Genomic DNA, 15,494 nt, shown 5'->3' on the forward strand with positions numbered 1-15,494 from the left:
TTCCAGCACTTTGCGACTATCCGCCCAAGGCCGGTGCGATCAGCACCCTGGCGCGCGCATCCGGGCTCTCGCGCGAGACGGCGAGGACCTCGGAAACCTGCCCCGCCGCCTCGGCGCGGAAAGGCCCGAAGGGAAGGCCCTCGAACAGCACGAAGCCGTCGAAATCGGTGACCGCCCGCGCCGCCTCCCGGCCGTCCGCCCCGCGCAGCACCACCGGGACGCCCGAGCGCGGCGTGCGGCGGTCTCCGGCGACGAGCAGGACCTGCACTTCGATAGAGCCGGTCGGGCGCAGCGCCACGGCGAGGTGGCGGACTTCGCCGGGGCGCAGGACGACGCGGTCGCCGGGGCGCGCGGGGCGCAGGGTGAAGTCGGTGAGCGAGGACATCTGGGTCTCGATTGCGACCGAGGGGCCGGGCGCGATCCCGCCGATCAGCACGCGGCCCGCGGCGTCGGTCGCCTCCTTGCGCAGCGCGGCGCCGACGATGAAGCGCCCGCCCTCGACCGCCTCCTCCTGCGGCCCGCGCACGCCGTCGCCGTCCGCATCGACGAACATCTCGGCAAGGATCGCGCCCGAGCGTGCCACCCCGGAAGGCGCGGCGTGCCAGCGGCCCGCGCCGCGGAACAGGCCGAGGGTGACCCCGATCCCGGCGCGAAACCCCTGTCCGTCGCGCCCCGCCGAGGCGCTGAGGCCGAGCGGGCCGAACTGCCGCGCATAGGTCAACCCGCCGCCCAGGGTGCCGTCCCGCGCCTGCCAGTCGAGGTCGAAGGCGAGGTTGCCCGAGCCGCCGAGCCGCCGCGCGGCGCTGAGCGAGGCGCCGTCCACGCGCCACGCGCCGCCATCGGCCGAAGCCGAGACGCCGCTGCGCAGCCGCCACTCGCCGCGGCGCGCGGTGAGGCCGAGGGCGGCGGTGGGGCGCCAACCGTCCCCGCCCTCGCGTGTCGCCCCGAGCGCGAGGTTCGCCTGCCAGTCGGGCATGGGGAGCACGATCCGCGCCGCGGCGACCTCGCGCGTGCCGCCGCTGCGCAAGGCCCCCGCCTGGTAGCGCGCCTGCCAGGGCAAGCTGAGGCGCCCGAGGCCGATGCGCCCCTGGCCGCTCAGCGCGAGGAGCCCTTCGAACTCGCGCGCCTGCGGGGGCGCGCCGGGGCCGGTGTCGCGGCCGTAGCGGGCGAGGTCGAAGCTCAGGTCCTGCGAGCCGAAGGCCCGCGCCAGCCGCAGCGCGCCGGCCAGTCCCCCCTCTCGGTCGCGCGCGCCGGTGACCGCCCACAGCCCGCCGCCGAGCGCGCCGTTGAGCCCCACGGCCACCGCCGGTTCCCCGCGCGTGCCCACCCTCATGTCGAGCCGCGCGGTCACCGCGCCCGACAGCCCGTAGTCGAACGTGGCGAAGGCGGCGGGCCCCGCGGGCTCGCTCGTCGTCCCGGCGGCGGCGCCCGCAGGGACCAGCGGGCGCCCGCCGTCGACGAAGCCGAAGCTGTAGCCGACCTCGTTCTCGGGGTTCATCTCGGTGCCCACGAGGCGGGTGAAGACCTGGCTGTCGGTCTCGCCGCCCGGGCCGTAGCGGCGCACCTCCCAGCGGTTCTCGCCGATGCGCAGGGGCACGTCGGCGAACTGCCACTGGCCCGCCGCACCGCCCTCGCGGGTGACGGCGACGAGGCGCTCCTCGTGCCACAGCTCGGCCTCCCATCCGGCCGGGAGAGGGCCGGAAAGCGTGATGGTGTCGACGAGATCGGCCCGCCAGCCCGCGCGGCTCGAGACGACGAGGCCGCGGCCGGAGAGACTGTCGGCGATCAGCGGCTGGGCGGGGGCGGCGATGTCGCCGAGCGCGAGGCTGCGCGCCTTGAGGGGGCCGAGGAGGTCGGGGGTGTCGCGGCTCTCGGAGAAGGTCACGCCCGGGGTGATGCGCCCCCGCTCGTCGGCGACGAGGTTGACCCGTCCGGCGAGCCCCAGCACCGCGCCGCTCGCGAGGAGGCTCGCCGAGACGCGGCGCGTGCCCCCGGAGAGGCCCGCGCTGGCGGCGAAGTCGGCGCTCCACAGCTCGGCGGCGCGGGGGGCGCGGGGGAGCAGCGGGAAGGCCGGGCGCAGGGTCTCGGGGACGAGCCGCGCGCGCCGCTCCTCGCGCTCGAGCCGCATCAGGACGGGGAGCGCGGCGCTCGCGGTGAGGAGGAGGCGCTGGCTCGCGGTGTCGTGGGTGAGCGAGAGGGGGAGGAGATCGGGGAGCTTCGCGAGCGGCAAGCAGGAGCCGCTCGGGCTGTCGAGCAGCGCGCTTGCGGGGAGCATGACGGTGCGGCGCGGCTGGGGGAGGGTGACGGCGATCCCCTCGGGCGCGTCCTCGTGGGCGAGCTCCAGCGCATCGAGGAGGGGGACGATGGCGACGCAGGCGGCACCTCCCGTGGCGCCGAGATCGTGCAGCGGGAGGGCCTCGGCGATCCGCCTGCGGCCCTCGAACAGCGCGGGGAGGGCGAGGCCGTCCGCCGCCAGGCCGGCGCGCTCGGCGGCGGGGTCGCTACCGAACAGGCGGTCGAAGACGCTCCCGTCCTGCGCGCGCGCCGGGACCGGCCCTGCCACCCCTGCCGCGAGGGCGAGGGCGAGCAGGGCCAGGCGGCGGCGGAGCCGGTGCGCGGGGCGGGGCATGGCGGCAGGCCGGAGCGCGCACGGGGGCGGGGGTCAGAGGCGGGCGGTGAGCGTCGCGAGGCGCTTGCCGGCGCTCGCGGGGTCGGCGGCGTCGGTCGAGGTGTAGTCGATCCGCACCTGCCTGCCCGCCAGCGCCGCGCGCACCTCGGGGGGGAGGGGGACGATCACGTCGCGCGCGGTGTTGGGGGTGTAGATCGCGACCCCGCGCACCACCCAGGCGGGCTCCTTCGCGCCCTCGGGCGTGAGGCTGAGGTCGCCATAGGTCGAGCGCGTCCCGGCGCGGGTGAGGCGCACCGTCAGCTGCTCGGGCGCGTCCTTGGCGAGCGCGGCGCCGTCCATCGTGACGCTCGCCTCGAGCTTTCCGACGCGGAGGATGACGGGGATGGTGATCGAGCGGATCGCGACGAGCTCGATCGAGAGGCTGTTGTCGGCAGGCTGCTGCCCGGCGGCGGCGGGCGCTGCGCTTGCGGCGCTGACGGGCGCGGACATCAGGCGCAGGTGCGAGCGGTATTCGCCGGGGGCGAGATCGCCGGGCGCGCTCGCCATGATCCGCACCACCTGGCGCGCGCCGGGCTCGAGCACCAGCTGGCGCGGCGAGTAGCGCAGCTTGTCGTCGGCGAAGAGCTCGCCGTCCTGCGCCTGCGGGGCGTCCTCGAGGCTGCCGTCGGGGTTCATCCGGCGGTTCTCGATGCCGATGCGGAAGGCGGCGGTCTCGGTGCCCTTGTTGACGAGCACCAGCTCGGCGGCGCGGGTCTCGGGGGTGAGCACCACGCGGGTCGGCGCGACGAGCAGCTCGGCGGCGGCGGGCACGGGAAGGGCGAGCGCCGCGACGAGGGCCGCGGCGAGGGGAAAACGGAGCATGGGGGAAGACCTCACATTGGCAGGGGTGGTCTCGAGTAAGGGGAGGGCGGGTGCCGGCTGGGGGGTTGGGGCCACCCGCCCTCAAGTAGCGAAGCGGTAGGGCGGCAAGGACTCGGATCGGGGAGCCGCGCGGGGGACACGCGGCTCCCTTCTCCCCCTGCCACGGAGGGCTTACTGGTATTCCACCGCGACGGTGAAGCTACCGGTATACTTGCCCGCTTCCTGGCGCACGCCGACATCGAGCGTGCCGCCGACGGTGAAGCTGTCCTCGCCCTTGAGGAGCTGGCCCTTGTCCTTCGAGCCGGAGAAGTCCGACACGAGCATGGCGTTGCCGTTCTCGTTGACGATCTTGATCTCCTTGGGGAGCGAGATGGTGTAGAAGGCGCCAGCCTCGCCGGTCACCGCGAAGGCCGCGGCGGTGTGGTCGGCGGTGAGGCAGGTCAGCGCCGGACCGCACTTGCGGCTGCCGTCCGAACCGACGACCACCTTGTCGGCGACGGTGGTCGAGGGGGCGATCGTGCCGAAGTAGAGGTCGGTCACGTTGCTGATCTCGAGCGGGGCGACGATCTTGGCGCCCGCGCCGGCGTCGGCCGACTGGGCCTGCGCCGAAGTGGCGGCGGTGAGCGCGGCGATGGCGCCGGCGATTGCAAGCATCTTGTTCATGTCATTGGTCCTTTTCGGTCTGGTCAAAACCAGCGGCGGGTTCTGCCGTGGCCCGCTCCCAATGGCCGGCAGGACCGGGCCTGTCATTTGGGCGAGGGTATAGAAGACGCCGCGCAAGGATGGCCCGCCGCCCGCCTCCGGTTAACGCAGGCACCCCGGGGAATAGCGAAATCGCCGGAGGAGGGGGGCAACCTATACGAAAGGATAAGACTTCCTCGCCTAAGGGGCGGATTGTGCCGGCAAGGGCCGCGTGAGACGGGACAATCCGCCGCGCACGCCCGCCGGCGAACCGGAAACCGCCTGCCATGTCGATGCACCAGCCCATCAACCTTCCCCTCGGCGCCGACGAGCCCGGCCGGCTCGCCGCGCTCGATGCGCTGGGCGTGCTCGACACGCCCGCCGATGCCGAGCTCGACGTCATCACCCGCCTCGCCGCGGACCGCTTCAACACCCAGATCGCGCTGGTCAGCCTCGTCGATGCCGAGCGCCAGTGGTTCAAGTCGCGCTTCGGCCTCGCCGCGACCGAAACCTGCCGCAGCCACAGCTTCTGCACCCACGCCATCGCCGGCGAGGGCGTCATGGTCGTCCCCGATGCGAGCCGCGACGCGCGCTTCAGTGCGAACCCGCTGGTGATCGGCCCGCCGCACATCCGCTTCTACGCGGGCGCGCCGCTGGTGCTGAAGAGCGGCCACGCGGTCGGCACGCTGTGCGTCATCGACCCCGCGCCGCGCCAGGCGATGTCCGCGCACGACCGCGGCATCCTCAGGCTCATGGCAAGCCAGGTCGTCGCCTTCCTCGAGAGCCGCGAGATCCGCCAGCGCCAGCAGATCTCCGACCTCATCGCGCGCACCACCACCGATGCCTTCGTCTGCGCCGACGCGATGAACCGCATCACCCTCTGGAACCGCGCCGCCGAGATGCTGTTCGGCTGGCGCGCCGAGGAGGCGATCGGCCAGCCGCTCGCGCTCATCATCCCCGACCGGCACCGCGCCGGGCACGCCGCAGGGGTCGAGCGGCTGCGCGGCGGCGCCCCCACGCGCCTCGTCGGCAAGACGGTCGAGGTGCCCGCCCTGACCCGCGACGGGCGCGAGGTGCCGATCGAACTCAGCCTCGCGATGTGGCCCGCGGAAGGGTCCGACAGCGGCGAGCCGGCGGGCTTCGCGGCGATCATGCGCGACGTCTCCGCGCGCAAGGCCGCCGAGGCCGAGCGCGCCGCCACCGAGGCGCGCGACGCGCGCTATCTCGCCGCGGTCGAGGCCTCGGACGACGGCATCGGCATCACCGACGCCGAAGGTCGCTTCATCTTCATGAACCGCGCCCACGCGGCGATGTTCGGCCATGACGACCCCGCCGATCTCATCGGCAAGCCGTGGAGCGTGCTCTACGACGCCGCGGAGGCCCGGCGCATCGCCGAGGAGGCCCTGCCGATCCTCTATTCGCAGGGCCAGTGGCGCGGCGAGACGCAAGGGAGGAAGCGCGACGGCAGCCCGATCGAACAGGAGATCGCGCTCTCCCTGTCCCCCGAGAACGGGATCGTCTGCGTCACCCGCGACGTCGGCGAGCGGCACGCGATGGAGCGCGAGAAGGCGCGCCTGCGCGAACAGCTGATGCTCTCCCAGCGGCAGGAGGTGGTCGGCCAGCTGGCGAGCGGGATCGCGCATGATTTCAACAACCTCATCACCGCGATCGCGGGCACGGCCGAGCTGCTGCGGGGCCTCGGCGATCCGCGCATCATGCCCCATGCGCAGCGCATCCACTCGGCTGCGGGAACGGCGGCGCGGCTGGTCGAGAAGATGCTCACGCTCGGGCGCAAGGTGCCGCATCCCAAGATGGTGGACCTCGCGCGCATGGTCCGCGACGTGCGCGACCTCGCCGCGCCGAGCCTCGCCGATCCGCTCCACCGCATCGAGCTTGCCCTGCCGCAGGGGCCGGTGATGCTCCAGACCGACGACACCGAACTCAATCAGGTGCTCCTCAACCTCGTGCTCAACGCCCGCGACGCGCTGCGCCCCGGCGAGACCGGGCGCATCCGCGTCGAGGTGCTGGCGGGCGAGGGCCTCGCGCCCGAGGGGCGGCTGGTGATCGGCCGGGTCCCGACGGTGCCGAGCGTCCTCATCCGCATCAGCGACACCGGCTGCGGGATCGAGCCCGAAGAGATGAACAAGGTGTTCGAGCCCTTCTTCACCCGCAAGGGCGAGGCCGGCACCGGGCTCGGCCTCGCGGTCGTCGCCGGGGTGATCGCGGGCAACGACGGCGCGCTCGCGATGCAGAGCTGGCCCGGGGTCGGCACGATCTTCGAGGTGTTCTGGCCGCTCCACAGCGAGCGCGGCGATGCGGCGGCGCGCGCCGAGGACTGCGGTCCGCTCGCTGCGCTTGCCGGGCGGACCGTGCTGGTGGTCGACGACAACCCGGCGGTGGTCGACACGCTGGTGGCGATGCTCGAGGAGGTGGGCGCCGAGGCGGGGCCGTGCCTCGACGCGCGCGACGCGATCGCCGCGATCCGCGACGATGCGCGCGGGGCGCGCGCGCAGTGGGACCTCGTCATCACCGATTACGACATGCCCGGCATGAACGGCGCGGACTTCGCGCGGCGGCTGCGCAAGCTGCGGCCCGGCCTGCCGATCCTGCTGCTCACCGCGCTGCCGCGCGTCCACAAGCTCCACCAGAAGCAGGTCGGGCTGTTCGACGGGGTGCTCGGCAAGCCCGCCACCACCGCGCAGCTCGCCGCCGCCGCCGCCGCCGCGATCGCCGCGGCCCGGGAGAGGACCCTGTCATGCACATCCTGATCGCCGACGATCACGAGCTGCTGCGCGACGTGCTGCGCTCCTATCTCGAAGCCGAGGGCGGCTTCACCGTCGAGACGGTCGCCGACCTGCCCGCCGCGCTTGGCCGGATCGCCGAAGCCGCAGGCGAGGCGCCCTTCGATCTCGTGGTGCTCGATTACGGGATGCCCGGGATGGACGGCTACGAGGGGCTCGCAAAGGCGATCGCCGCGAATGGCGGCAGGCCGGTCGCGCTGATGTCGGGCCTCGCCCCGCCGGGGGTGGCGGCGAAGGTGCTCGGCCTGGGCGCGGCGGGCTACCTGCCCAAGACGCTCCCGGCGCGCTCCCTGGTCAACGCGATCCGCTTCATGGCGGCGGGCGAGGTCTATATGCCCCTCGACCTGCATCGGCCTTCGCAGGCGACGGTGCCCGCGCCCTCGGGGCTCTCCCCGCGCGAGATCGAGGTGCTGGCGCGGCTGTGCTCGGGCCAGGCGAACAAGGAGATCGCGCGCGAACTCAACCTGCGCGAGCCGACGATCAAGCTCCATGTGAAGACGATCTGCCGCAAGCTCTCGGCGCGCAACCGCACCCACGCCGCAATGATCGCGCGCGAGCGGGCGCTGTGCTGAGGGCAGGCCGGCGCTAGACCCCGCCTAGACCCCCGCCAGCCCCGCTCAGACCCCCTCTACCCCCCAGCGCAGCGACGCTTGGCGGCGGTGTTTCCCGTGAAACATTGCGAAAATGGGGTGGGCTGGGGCGGAAGAATGCTCAGCCAGAAGAAATCCAAGAAACCGAAAGAACGCGTTTCTTGCAACCGCATCCGGCCGAAGCACCACAACAGGGTGCCACGGCCATGTGCAGCATCCAGAACGTCACCCGCAAGCAGGCTTTCGACAGAAGCAGTCACTCCGGTTCCGGCATCGTCCGGGCGTGAGAAACCATCCGCCGCGTGAGGCGAACCGGCCAAGACATCGATCGAGCGTCGGGCGCTTAAGGCTTGCCTCCACGGTCGTCTCCCATCGGCACAGCGCCAAGACGCGCAAGCCCGGGCAATTGCTAACAGCCCCTTAAGAGCATCACATTCGCGCCGTCCTGCCTCCCAACGGGCCTCGTGGCGCGTTCGAGGAGGGCGCGCGAAAGGTCATGCCGTTGGCAAGGGAGGCCGAGCTATGTCGCATCCGTTCGGACTTTCGCGCGGACTTGCTTTGCCTGGTCGGCTCGGGCTCATGCTGGGCTCCTCCCTTGCATCGGTCTCAGTCCCGGCCGCATCGGCGGCAGATGGCTTGCGCTGGCAGATCGAGGCGAGCGTCCCGGTAATCTGTGCGATCCTTTCGGTGGAAGCACCTGGCGATCAGAATGCGGGAATTGCCGTCGCCACCAACTGCAATGCCGAGCGCTACCAGCTCAATGTCTCCGGTGGCACCGGCGCGGGGAGCCTGCGTGCGGCGCGCAGCACAGCCGGGCCGGTGCAAATCAGCGGCAGTACGGTTACCATCAGCAGCCTTCGCCCCGGCTATGCCCTGACCACCATCGAGCTCGCCCAGCCTGTCGGCGCCGGGCAGGTGGCCGTGACGCTCCAGCCGCTCTAATAGGCTGTGTAGAGCAAGGTCAGCACGTCGCGGTATTCGCCCGCGAGCCGCCCGGTGCCGGGCGCGACCTCGAGCACCATCTCGTCGCGCTGGGCGATGAGGCCGCGGAACGGGCGGCTGACCTGCGCCCCGGTTGAAAGGTTGACCGCTGCGCTATCATAGCTCAGCCGGTAGGGGATCGCGCGGATCGGCCCCAGCACGGTGTGGACCAGTTGGCCGCGGTTCTGCGACTGGATGGTGATGCTGACCGCCGCATTGCTCTGGTAGAAGACGGCGGTGCGGATCACCGAGCCCGCGGTCACCTCGCCGAAGCTCAGATCGCGGGTCGTCGCGCCCTGCTCGGCGAGGAACTTGATCGCCGGGCGCACCGCGATCGTGAACAGCACCGCCTGCGGCAGCGCGCTTCCGACCTGCACCAGCACCGTGCCGCGATATTCGCCCGCGGCGGGGAACTGCCCGGCGCTGATCTCGAACAGGTCGATCGTCACCGCCTCGCCGCGCACCAGCCGGTTGCGGGCGTTGCCCGAAAGCTCGAAGCGGGTGACGTTGGCCCGCGAGACCTGGCTCGAATTGAGCTGGACGAAGCCCAACTGATAGGCCCCGTTGGCAAAAACGAAGGCGGTGCTCGATTGCGGGGTGATGGTGACGGGCGCGCTGGTGCAGCCGGGGGCGATGTCCGCGCCCGCAGCCTGGAGCGTGATCTGGAGCACGGTGCGGTTGGCCTGGTTGGGGTCATAGCTCTGCCCGCTCGCCTGACGCCCGGTGATTTGGTAGCCGCCCGGGCAGGCGCCGCCGCCGTTCTGCGCCAGCGCGGCGCTGCTGGCCGCAAGCCCCGCCCACACCGCCAGCAACGCAGCCGCGCGCACCAAAGGTGTGATCCAACCGCGTGTCATCGTGCCACCTCGACCTTCTGCGTCCCCAGCCGGATGATCGCTGGAGCATCTTCGGCCACGGCGAATTCGAACACCAGGTCCCCGCCCACGAATTCCACCCGGTAGTGCCCTGCGCCAAGTTTGGAGAGCACTGCGCGCCCTGCCGCATTGGTGAACACCCCGCTGGTCTCGCCCGTCGCAAGGTTGCGCACCACCCCGTCGGCTAGCTTCACCGGCGCGCCGTCGGGCATGACGAAGGTCACCAGCGCCGAACGGTAGGCGTCGCTTCCGATCGTCAGCCGCACGCCGCTGAAGGCGCCGGGCAGGGTGAGATATTCGCCCGCGCCGATATCGTAACCCGGCGGCGCGCCGAGCACGCTGACGCGGATATTGTCGGGCCGGTAGCCCGAAAGCTGGCCGACCACGGCGGGCCCCATCTGGTTGCTCTGCCCCGCACGCCGCCCGATGCCGCTGGTCTCGACCTCCACGCGCGCGTCCTTGAGCGAGGCGTGGCGATCGACCATCACGAAGCCGCGCCCCGGGTTGCGGCCGATGCCGAACTCGCCGTCGGCGAAGGCAATGCCCGATTGCAGGCGGAAATTGACGAGGTTGGAATCGCGCAGCCCGCTCGCCGCTTCCGCGCGGGTCCCCACCATCTCGACATCGAGATTGAGCCGAGAATTGGCATAGCGCGCCTGTCCGGTGAGGCGGCCGAACAGCGGAGTGCGCTCTGCGATCAACCCGTAATCGAACTCGGGCACGGTAATGTCGCGCACCCGCCGCGCCTCGAGCCGCGCCTGGCGGGTGACGGTGTCGTAGCTCGCGGTGGAGAAATGGCTCCGACCGAGCGGGATGGTCAGCGTTGCAAGGATGCCGCGATCCTCGCGCCCGCCGATATCGGCATAGCGCGCGGTCGCCGAAGCGAGCACCCGGCCGAAGGAGGCCTGCACGCCGGCGAACACCGCGCGGGTGGCAGGTGCGCCGCCGTGGTTCTCGAGATAATTGCCGCCGAGCGAAAGTGCCACGCGTTCGGACAGGCTCACCCGGTAATCGAGCGCCATGTCGAGCTTGACCGGATCGGGCGCGAGCGACTGCGACAGTCGGCGGTAATCGGCGGACCGGTAATCAAGCCGGAAATTGAGCTGGCCGCCGAGGTCCGAGAGACGAAAGGGATCGCCGCGATAGGCAAGGCTGACCGCATATCCCAGATCGCCGCTGGGGCGGTGGTGGCTCGCGCTGGCGCCGGCGATCAGCGTGCCGCCCGGCACGACGCCCGCCACCGTCACGCCGACGTTCTGGTAATCGGCCATCAGCGCGAAATGCGCGCCCGCGGTCAGCAGGTCGCTGAAGCCGCGGGCGTATTGGCCGGTCAGCAGGGGCGTTGCGGAATAGGCGAAGCCGCTCGCGGCGGGCTTGCGCATGAAGCCCGCTGTCACGTTGAATTCGCTTAGCCCCTTGCCCAGCAATTCGATGTCGTTGGCCAGCGTGAAGCTGTCGATCTCGCGCCGCCCGGTCGCATCCTCGACGATGATCCGGATGTTGGTCGAGAGCGAAAGCGCAGGGATGCGGTTGAGATCGACCGGCCCGGCATTGACGTCGAGCGCCTGGACCAGCGCGCCGTTGGCGTAGATCTCGATCCGCGCCGGGCGGTCGAGGGTGAACTGGCGGCGGCCGGTGGGGCGGATGTTGCGCAAGGGTTGGAGCGCATCGTAGCGCCGCTCGAGCGAGATTCCCGCGACATCGACCTCGCCCGCGATCAGCGGGAGCCCCGCGTTGAGATCGCCCGCCGCCACCCGCAGCGCCGGGCCCTCGAAGTCCTTGAACAGCACCAGCCGGTCGCGCTCGAAGGTGCGCTGTGCCCGGCCTGCAAGGTTCACCAGCCCGCCGAACAGCAGATAGCCGCCGCGGTCTCGCCCGCCGATGTTGAGAAAGCCGGCGAAGTTGTAGGCGAGCCGCGTGCTGCGCTGCGGATCGCTGAAATCGTGGCTGCCCACGAGATTGCCGGTGATGCCGAGGGCGAAATCGGCGGGCTGGACCCTCTCGGCTGCGCCAAGCTTGACATCGCCCATGAAGTCGAAGGTCTGCGCCCCCACCGCCTCGGGCGCGATGGCGAGGTTGATAATGAGGTTGGCCGGATCATAGGCGGCGGTGATGCCGAGCGCGGCGAGCCGGTCGACGGGCAGGAAATTGCCCGCCTCGCGCTTCAGATCGCCCCGCCGCGCGGCGGCGAGCTTGTCGCCGAGTGCGCTTTCGAGCGAGCCGGCCTCGATGCCGCGCAGTTCGGTGAGGGTCAGCTCGGCGGTGACCAGCGCGAGCCGGTTGCCGCCGAGCACCGGTGGCATCGAGATCCGGCTGACGCGTGGCGGGCGCGGGGCTGCGGGGGCGGGGGGCGGTGCGGGGTCGGCCGGGGGCGGGGCGGGGGCGGGCGGAGGGATGTCCCGGGCACCTTCGCGCGGCTCGGCGGCGGCGAGCGTCGGAGGCTTGGGTGCCGGACCTTGCGGGGCATCGACCGGGACCACGCTGCCATCGGCCCGGACCGCGACCAGCCGGCTGCCTTCGAACTTGCGCAGCGATTGTTCGGCGAGATCGGTAAGGGCGCCGAACAGGACAGGCGCCTCGCCCCCGCGCAGATCGAGCGCACGCAGCGGCGCGATGAGGCGAGGGTCGGCGGGAGGTGACAACACGGGCGCGGCCGCCGCCTCGGGCACCAGCGCGAAGCTGAGTGTCAGGTTTGCCGGATCATAGGCCGCGACGATCCCCATGTCCTGCAACCGCGCCACCGGCAGGAAGCGCCCCGCCTCGCGCCGCAGCTCGTCGCGGTGGACCGCCGAGAGGCGCTGGCCGAGCGCGAAGTAGAGCGAGCCCGCCTCGATCCCCCGCAATTCGATCGCATCGAACTCGGCGGTCACCTGCGGCAGGCGGTGACCCTCGAGCACGGGGTGCATGATGAACAGACTCGCCTGCGGGGCGCGCGGGTTCCGGATCGCGGCGGTCGCGGCGACGGCGGCGGCGACGTCGGGGGCGATCGGGTCAGGAGGGATCGGCGCGGCGCCGGCATCCGTGCCGATGGCCGCGGGCGCGGCCCAGGCGGCACTGCCGGTCGCCGTCAGCAGCGGGACCAGCATCAGCCGCCCGTGCCGCGTCACGCCCGAAATACGCCCCCCGCGCCCCACCGGTCAGGCCGTCATCACCCGCCGGCCCCCGTCGCATGGCCGGGCGGGGGCACGGCGGCCTGCCTCAGCTCTCACCGCGCAGCAGCCGGACGTCGACCGGCCCGGTGGCCGCCGCGGCAGCGATGCTCTTGTCGAGCGGCAGCGCGAATTCGCGGGTCGCGCCCGGCGGCACGATCGGGTTGGCGACGAGGGTCGCGACATCGTCCGGGGTCAAGGTGACGCGCGTGCCGCCGACATTGTATTCAAGCACCTGCCCGGTCAGGAAACCGTAGTCATTGCCGCTGTTGGCGACCTTGAAGCGCAGCACGCCGTCCGCCGCCGCCGCCTCGCTCACCGCCAGCCGCGCGCGGGCCCGGGGCGGCTGGACATAGACCGCCACGCCGAAGTTGTAGGTGAACTGGATGCCGGTGCCCTCGAGCTTGTTCACCGGCACCTCGGTCACCTGCACGACGAAGGCCTGCGACGTCTCGCCCAGTTCGCCGACATACTGGATGCGGATCGCCTGCGACTGTCCGGCGGGAATCTGCACCTGCGGAGGAAAGGTGATGAACTCGTCGTCGGCCGGCTCGAACACCTGCTCGCCGTCCGCCTTGACCACCCGGCGAAACACCTGGATCTCGACCGGGAGCGGCTCGGTGCGGATGTTGTTGATCGTGATGGTGGCGCTGTTCTGCCCACCGCCGGGCTGGAGGAAGACGCGCATCGGCGTCACCTCGTAGGCCTGCACCGCGCCCGCCACCACCAGTGCGAGCGCCGCCGCGATGGCGACCGCGATATGCCGCAGGGGACGCGTGCTGCGCCCGGCGATGAGCGAAAGCCTCGTACCGATGTTCATGATGATGGGAGCCGTTCGTGCCGCGAAATTAACCTGATTTGCTAATAAGGGTTAACTCGGAGCGCGGACAAGCGGCGCATGAAAAAAGTGGTGGAACCCGCAGCGGGGCTCCACCACTTTTCGCAGGCCCTGTGCCGGGGGGCAGCGCCCCCGGCCGGACACTCAGAGCGCGGTGACGGTGATGGTCACGGTGTCGCGGTAGTTGCCCGCATAGACCGTGGTGCCCGGTGCGCCGTTGCCGCCTGCGGCACCCTGCACGCCGAAAGCCTGGAAGCTGACGGTGCCGGTCTCGCCCGCGAGGAACGCGGTGCTGCCGCCGAAGGTCGCGCTCACCGGCGAGGCCAGCTGCTGGGCGGTGAAGGCCAGACCGGCGTTGCCGGTGTGCGCCATGTTGAAGCGGATACGGCGCGCATTGTCGGTGGTGGTCGTGCCGTTGAGCGTCAGGTAGCCGTTGTTCTGCGAGGTGATCGTGCGGGTGAAGCCGTTCACGCTGTTGCAGCGATAGGTCGCCTCGCCCGCCGCCACGTCGACGGTGCTGCTGGTCGCAACGCTGGCGAGCTGGCCGAAATCGACCGGCACGGTCGCACCGCCCGAGTTGTACACGCCGCAGGTCGGCGCGACCTGGGCGTTGAGGTTGTAGGTCAGGCTCTGGGCCGAGGCCGGGACTGCAGCGAAAGCGGCGAGGCCGGCAGCGATAAGGGCAATCTTGGTCTTCATTGGTCTGGTCCTCTGGTTGGGTAATGAAAGGTCTGGTCGGTTGGTCAAGCGCTGGTCAGTTGGCCGTGAGCGTGATCGTCACGGTGTCGCGGTAGTTGCCCGAAAGCACGGTCGTGCCCGGCACGCCGTTGGCCGCCGGGGCACCGCGCACCCCGGAAGCTTGGAACGAGACCCCGCCGGTTTGGCCCCCAAGCCACGTGCCGCTGCCGGGGAAGCTGCCGGTCACCGGCGCAGTGAGCTGGCGCGCGGCAAAGCCGAGGCCGCTGCCGCCGCCGTGGGCGAGGGTGAAGCGGATGCGGCGGGTGTCCTGGGTGGTCGGCGCGCCGTCGAGCGTCAGCCAGCCGTTGTTCTGCGAGGCGATCGTGCGGGTGAAGCCGGCGGTCGAGTTGCAGCGATAGGTGGCGCTGCCCGCAGCCGCGTTCACGGTCGTGGCGGGGTCGACGGTCGCGAGCGAGCCGAAGTTGACGTCGATCACCGTGCCGCTCGAGCTGTAGACGCCGCACACCGGCGCGACCTGCGCGCTCATCTGGTAGGTGAGGTTCTGTGCGCCGAGCGGGGCTCCGGCAAGCGCGGCGAGGCCGGCGGCGAGGAGGGCGGACTTGCGCAAAATCTTGTCCTTCTTTCGCATGTCAGTTGGCGGTGATGGTGAGGGTGACGGTGTCGCGGTAATTGCCCGCGAAGACGGTGGTGCCGACCGGTCCGGCGGTGGTCGCGGGGCCGCGCACGCCATAGGCGCGGAAGCGGATCACCGCGGTCTGGCCGTTGAGGTATCGGCGGCTGCCCGGCGCATCGACCAGCGTGCGCACCCGCGGGGCGGTCAGCTGGGCGTAACCGAAGCCGTCGGCGCCCTGATGCTGCATGGTGAAGCGGATGCGGCGGTTGGCGCTGGTGGTGGCTTGTCCGCCCAGCGTCAGCCAACCGTTGTTCTGCGACCTGACGGTGCGGGTGAACCCGGCTGCGACATTGCAGCGATAGGTGATGTCGCCCGCATCGCGCTGGACGAACTGTGCGGGGGGGGTGTCGGCGAGCGCGCCGAAATCGACCGCGACCACCTGGCCTTCGGTGTTGTAGGCGCCGCACAGTTGCCGGACCTGCGCATTGACGTTGTAGGTGACGGTCTGGGCCACGGCTGCGCCCGGAGCGGCCATCAGGCCGGCAGCCAGGATCAGCGCAATGAACCTCATGACTCACACCTCTCTTGAACACAGGGCTCCCGAAAGGATCGGCAACCGGCCGGGCTCCTTCCAGCGGTCGCCGCCGTGTCGAACGGAAACTCCGACGCCGTAGATAGCGGAGACGGGTAAACTAACAGTTTATGCCCGAGAGACTGGGTAAGCTTACGGATCGCCTTGCGCCGAAGGAGGCCATATGGGTCCAGTTCGATCTTGCCGAA

At 71.4% G+C, this 15,494-nt stretch carries 12 protein-coding genes; 3 read left to right on the forward strand and 9 right to left on the reverse strand.

The genetic code is table 11. From position 1 onward, the window contains the following. Nucleotides 1-16: 16 nt before the first annotated feature. The 3 genes from ACLBKU_RS15805 to ACLBKU_RS15815 form a co-directional block, all read right to left on the reverse strand. Entirely contained in the window at nt 17-2,629 is a 2,613-nt protein-coding gene (locus ACLBKU_RS15805) for a hypothetical protein (RefSeq protein WP_410180518.1), read from the reverse strand. Between the two features lie 33 nt (nt 2,630-2,662). Then, complete coding sequence (locus ACLBKU_RS15810) at nt 2,663-3,490, reverse strand: molecular chaperone (protein ID WP_410180519.1); 828 nt, start codon at nt 3,488-3,490, stop codon at nt 2,663-2,665. Nucleotides 3,491-3,661: 171 nt separating this feature from the next. Then, complete coding sequence (locus tag ACLBKU_RS15815; protein WP_410180520.1) at nt 3,662-4,153, reverse strand: DUF4402 domain-containing protein; 492 nt, start codon at nt 4,151-4,153, stop codon at nt 3,662-3,664. Nucleotides 4,154-4,464: 311 nt separating this feature from the next. Here ACLBKU_RS15815 and ACLBKU_RS15820 point away from each other — a divergent pair, with 311 nt between their 5' ends. From ACLBKU_RS15820 to ACLBKU_RS15830, 3 genes are all read left to right on the forward strand, one after another. After that, the gene (locus ACLBKU_RS15820; RefSeq protein ID WP_410180521.1) at nt 4,465-6,939 is read left to right on the forward strand and encodes a PAS domain S-box protein; all 2,475 of its coding nucleotides are present in this window, start codon (nt 4,465-4,467) and stop codon (nt 6,937-6,939) included. Next, nucleotides 6,927-7,544: a response regulator gene (locus ACLBKU_RS15825; protein ID WP_410180522.1), complete on the forward strand. Its 618-nt coding sequence runs from the start codon at nt 6,927-6,929 to the stop codon at nt 7,542-7,544. Before ACLBKU_RS15820 ends, ACLBKU_RS15825 begins: the two co-directional genes overlap by 13 nt. A 597-nt stretch (nt 7,545-8,141) precedes the next feature. After that, on the forward strand, nt 8,142-8,504 hold the full coding sequence (locus ACLBKU_RS15830) for a hypothetical protein (protein ID WP_410180523.1): 363 nt from the start codon (nt 8,142-8,144) through the stop codon (nt 8,502-8,504). On the opposite strand, the gene ACLBKU_RS15835 is transcribed toward ACLBKU_RS15830, so the two are convergent. The 6 genes from ACLBKU_RS15835 to ACLBKU_RS15860 form a co-directional block, all read right to left on the reverse strand. Beyond that, complete coding sequence (locus tag ACLBKU_RS15835) at nt 8,501-9,397, reverse strand: hypothetical protein (protein WP_410180524.1); 897 nt, start codon at nt 9,395-9,397, stop codon at nt 8,501-8,503. The two genes, ACLBKU_RS15830 and ACLBKU_RS15835, sit on opposite strands and share 4 nt — an antisense overlap. Then, nucleotides 9,394-12,522, reverse strand: coding sequence for a fimbria/pilus outer membrane usher protein (locus tag ACLBKU_RS15840; RefSeq protein WP_410180525.1), 3,129 nt, complete (start codon nt 12,520-12,522; stop codon nt 9,394-9,396). Before ACLBKU_RS15840 ends, ACLBKU_RS15835 begins: the two co-directional genes overlap by 4 nt. Before the next feature lie 91 nt (nt 12,523-12,613). Then, nucleotides 12,614-13,384: a molecular chaperone gene (locus ACLBKU_RS15845; protein WP_410180526.1), complete on the reverse strand. Its 771-nt coding sequence runs from the start codon at nt 13,382-13,384 to the stop codon at nt 12,614-12,616. A 162-nt stretch (nt 13,385-13,546) separates the two neighbouring features. Beyond that, nucleotides 13,547-14,101 (reverse strand): hypothetical protein, encoded by a 555-nt coding sequence (locus ACLBKU_RS15850; protein WP_410180527.1) that lies wholly within the window; start codon nt 14,099-14,101, stop codon nt 13,547-13,549. A gap of 55 nt (nt 14,102-14,156) precedes the next feature. Beyond that, entirely contained in the window at nt 14,157-14,708 is a 552-nt protein-coding gene (locus ACLBKU_RS15855) for a hypothetical protein (RefSeq protein ID WP_410180528.1), read from the reverse strand. A gap of 22 nt (nt 14,709-14,730) precedes the next feature. Continuing rightward, on the reverse strand, nt 14,731-15,285 hold the full coding sequence (locus ACLBKU_RS15860) for a hypothetical protein (protein WP_410180529.1): 555 nt from the start codon (nt 15,283-15,285) through the stop codon (nt 14,731-14,733). Between the last annotated feature and the right edge of the window lie 209 nt (nt 15,286-15,494).

Source organism: Erythrobacter sp. NE805, from assembly GCF_046452355.1.
Lineage (GTDB): Bacteria > Pseudomonadota > Alphaproteobacteria > Sphingomonadales > Sphingomonadaceae > Erythrobacter.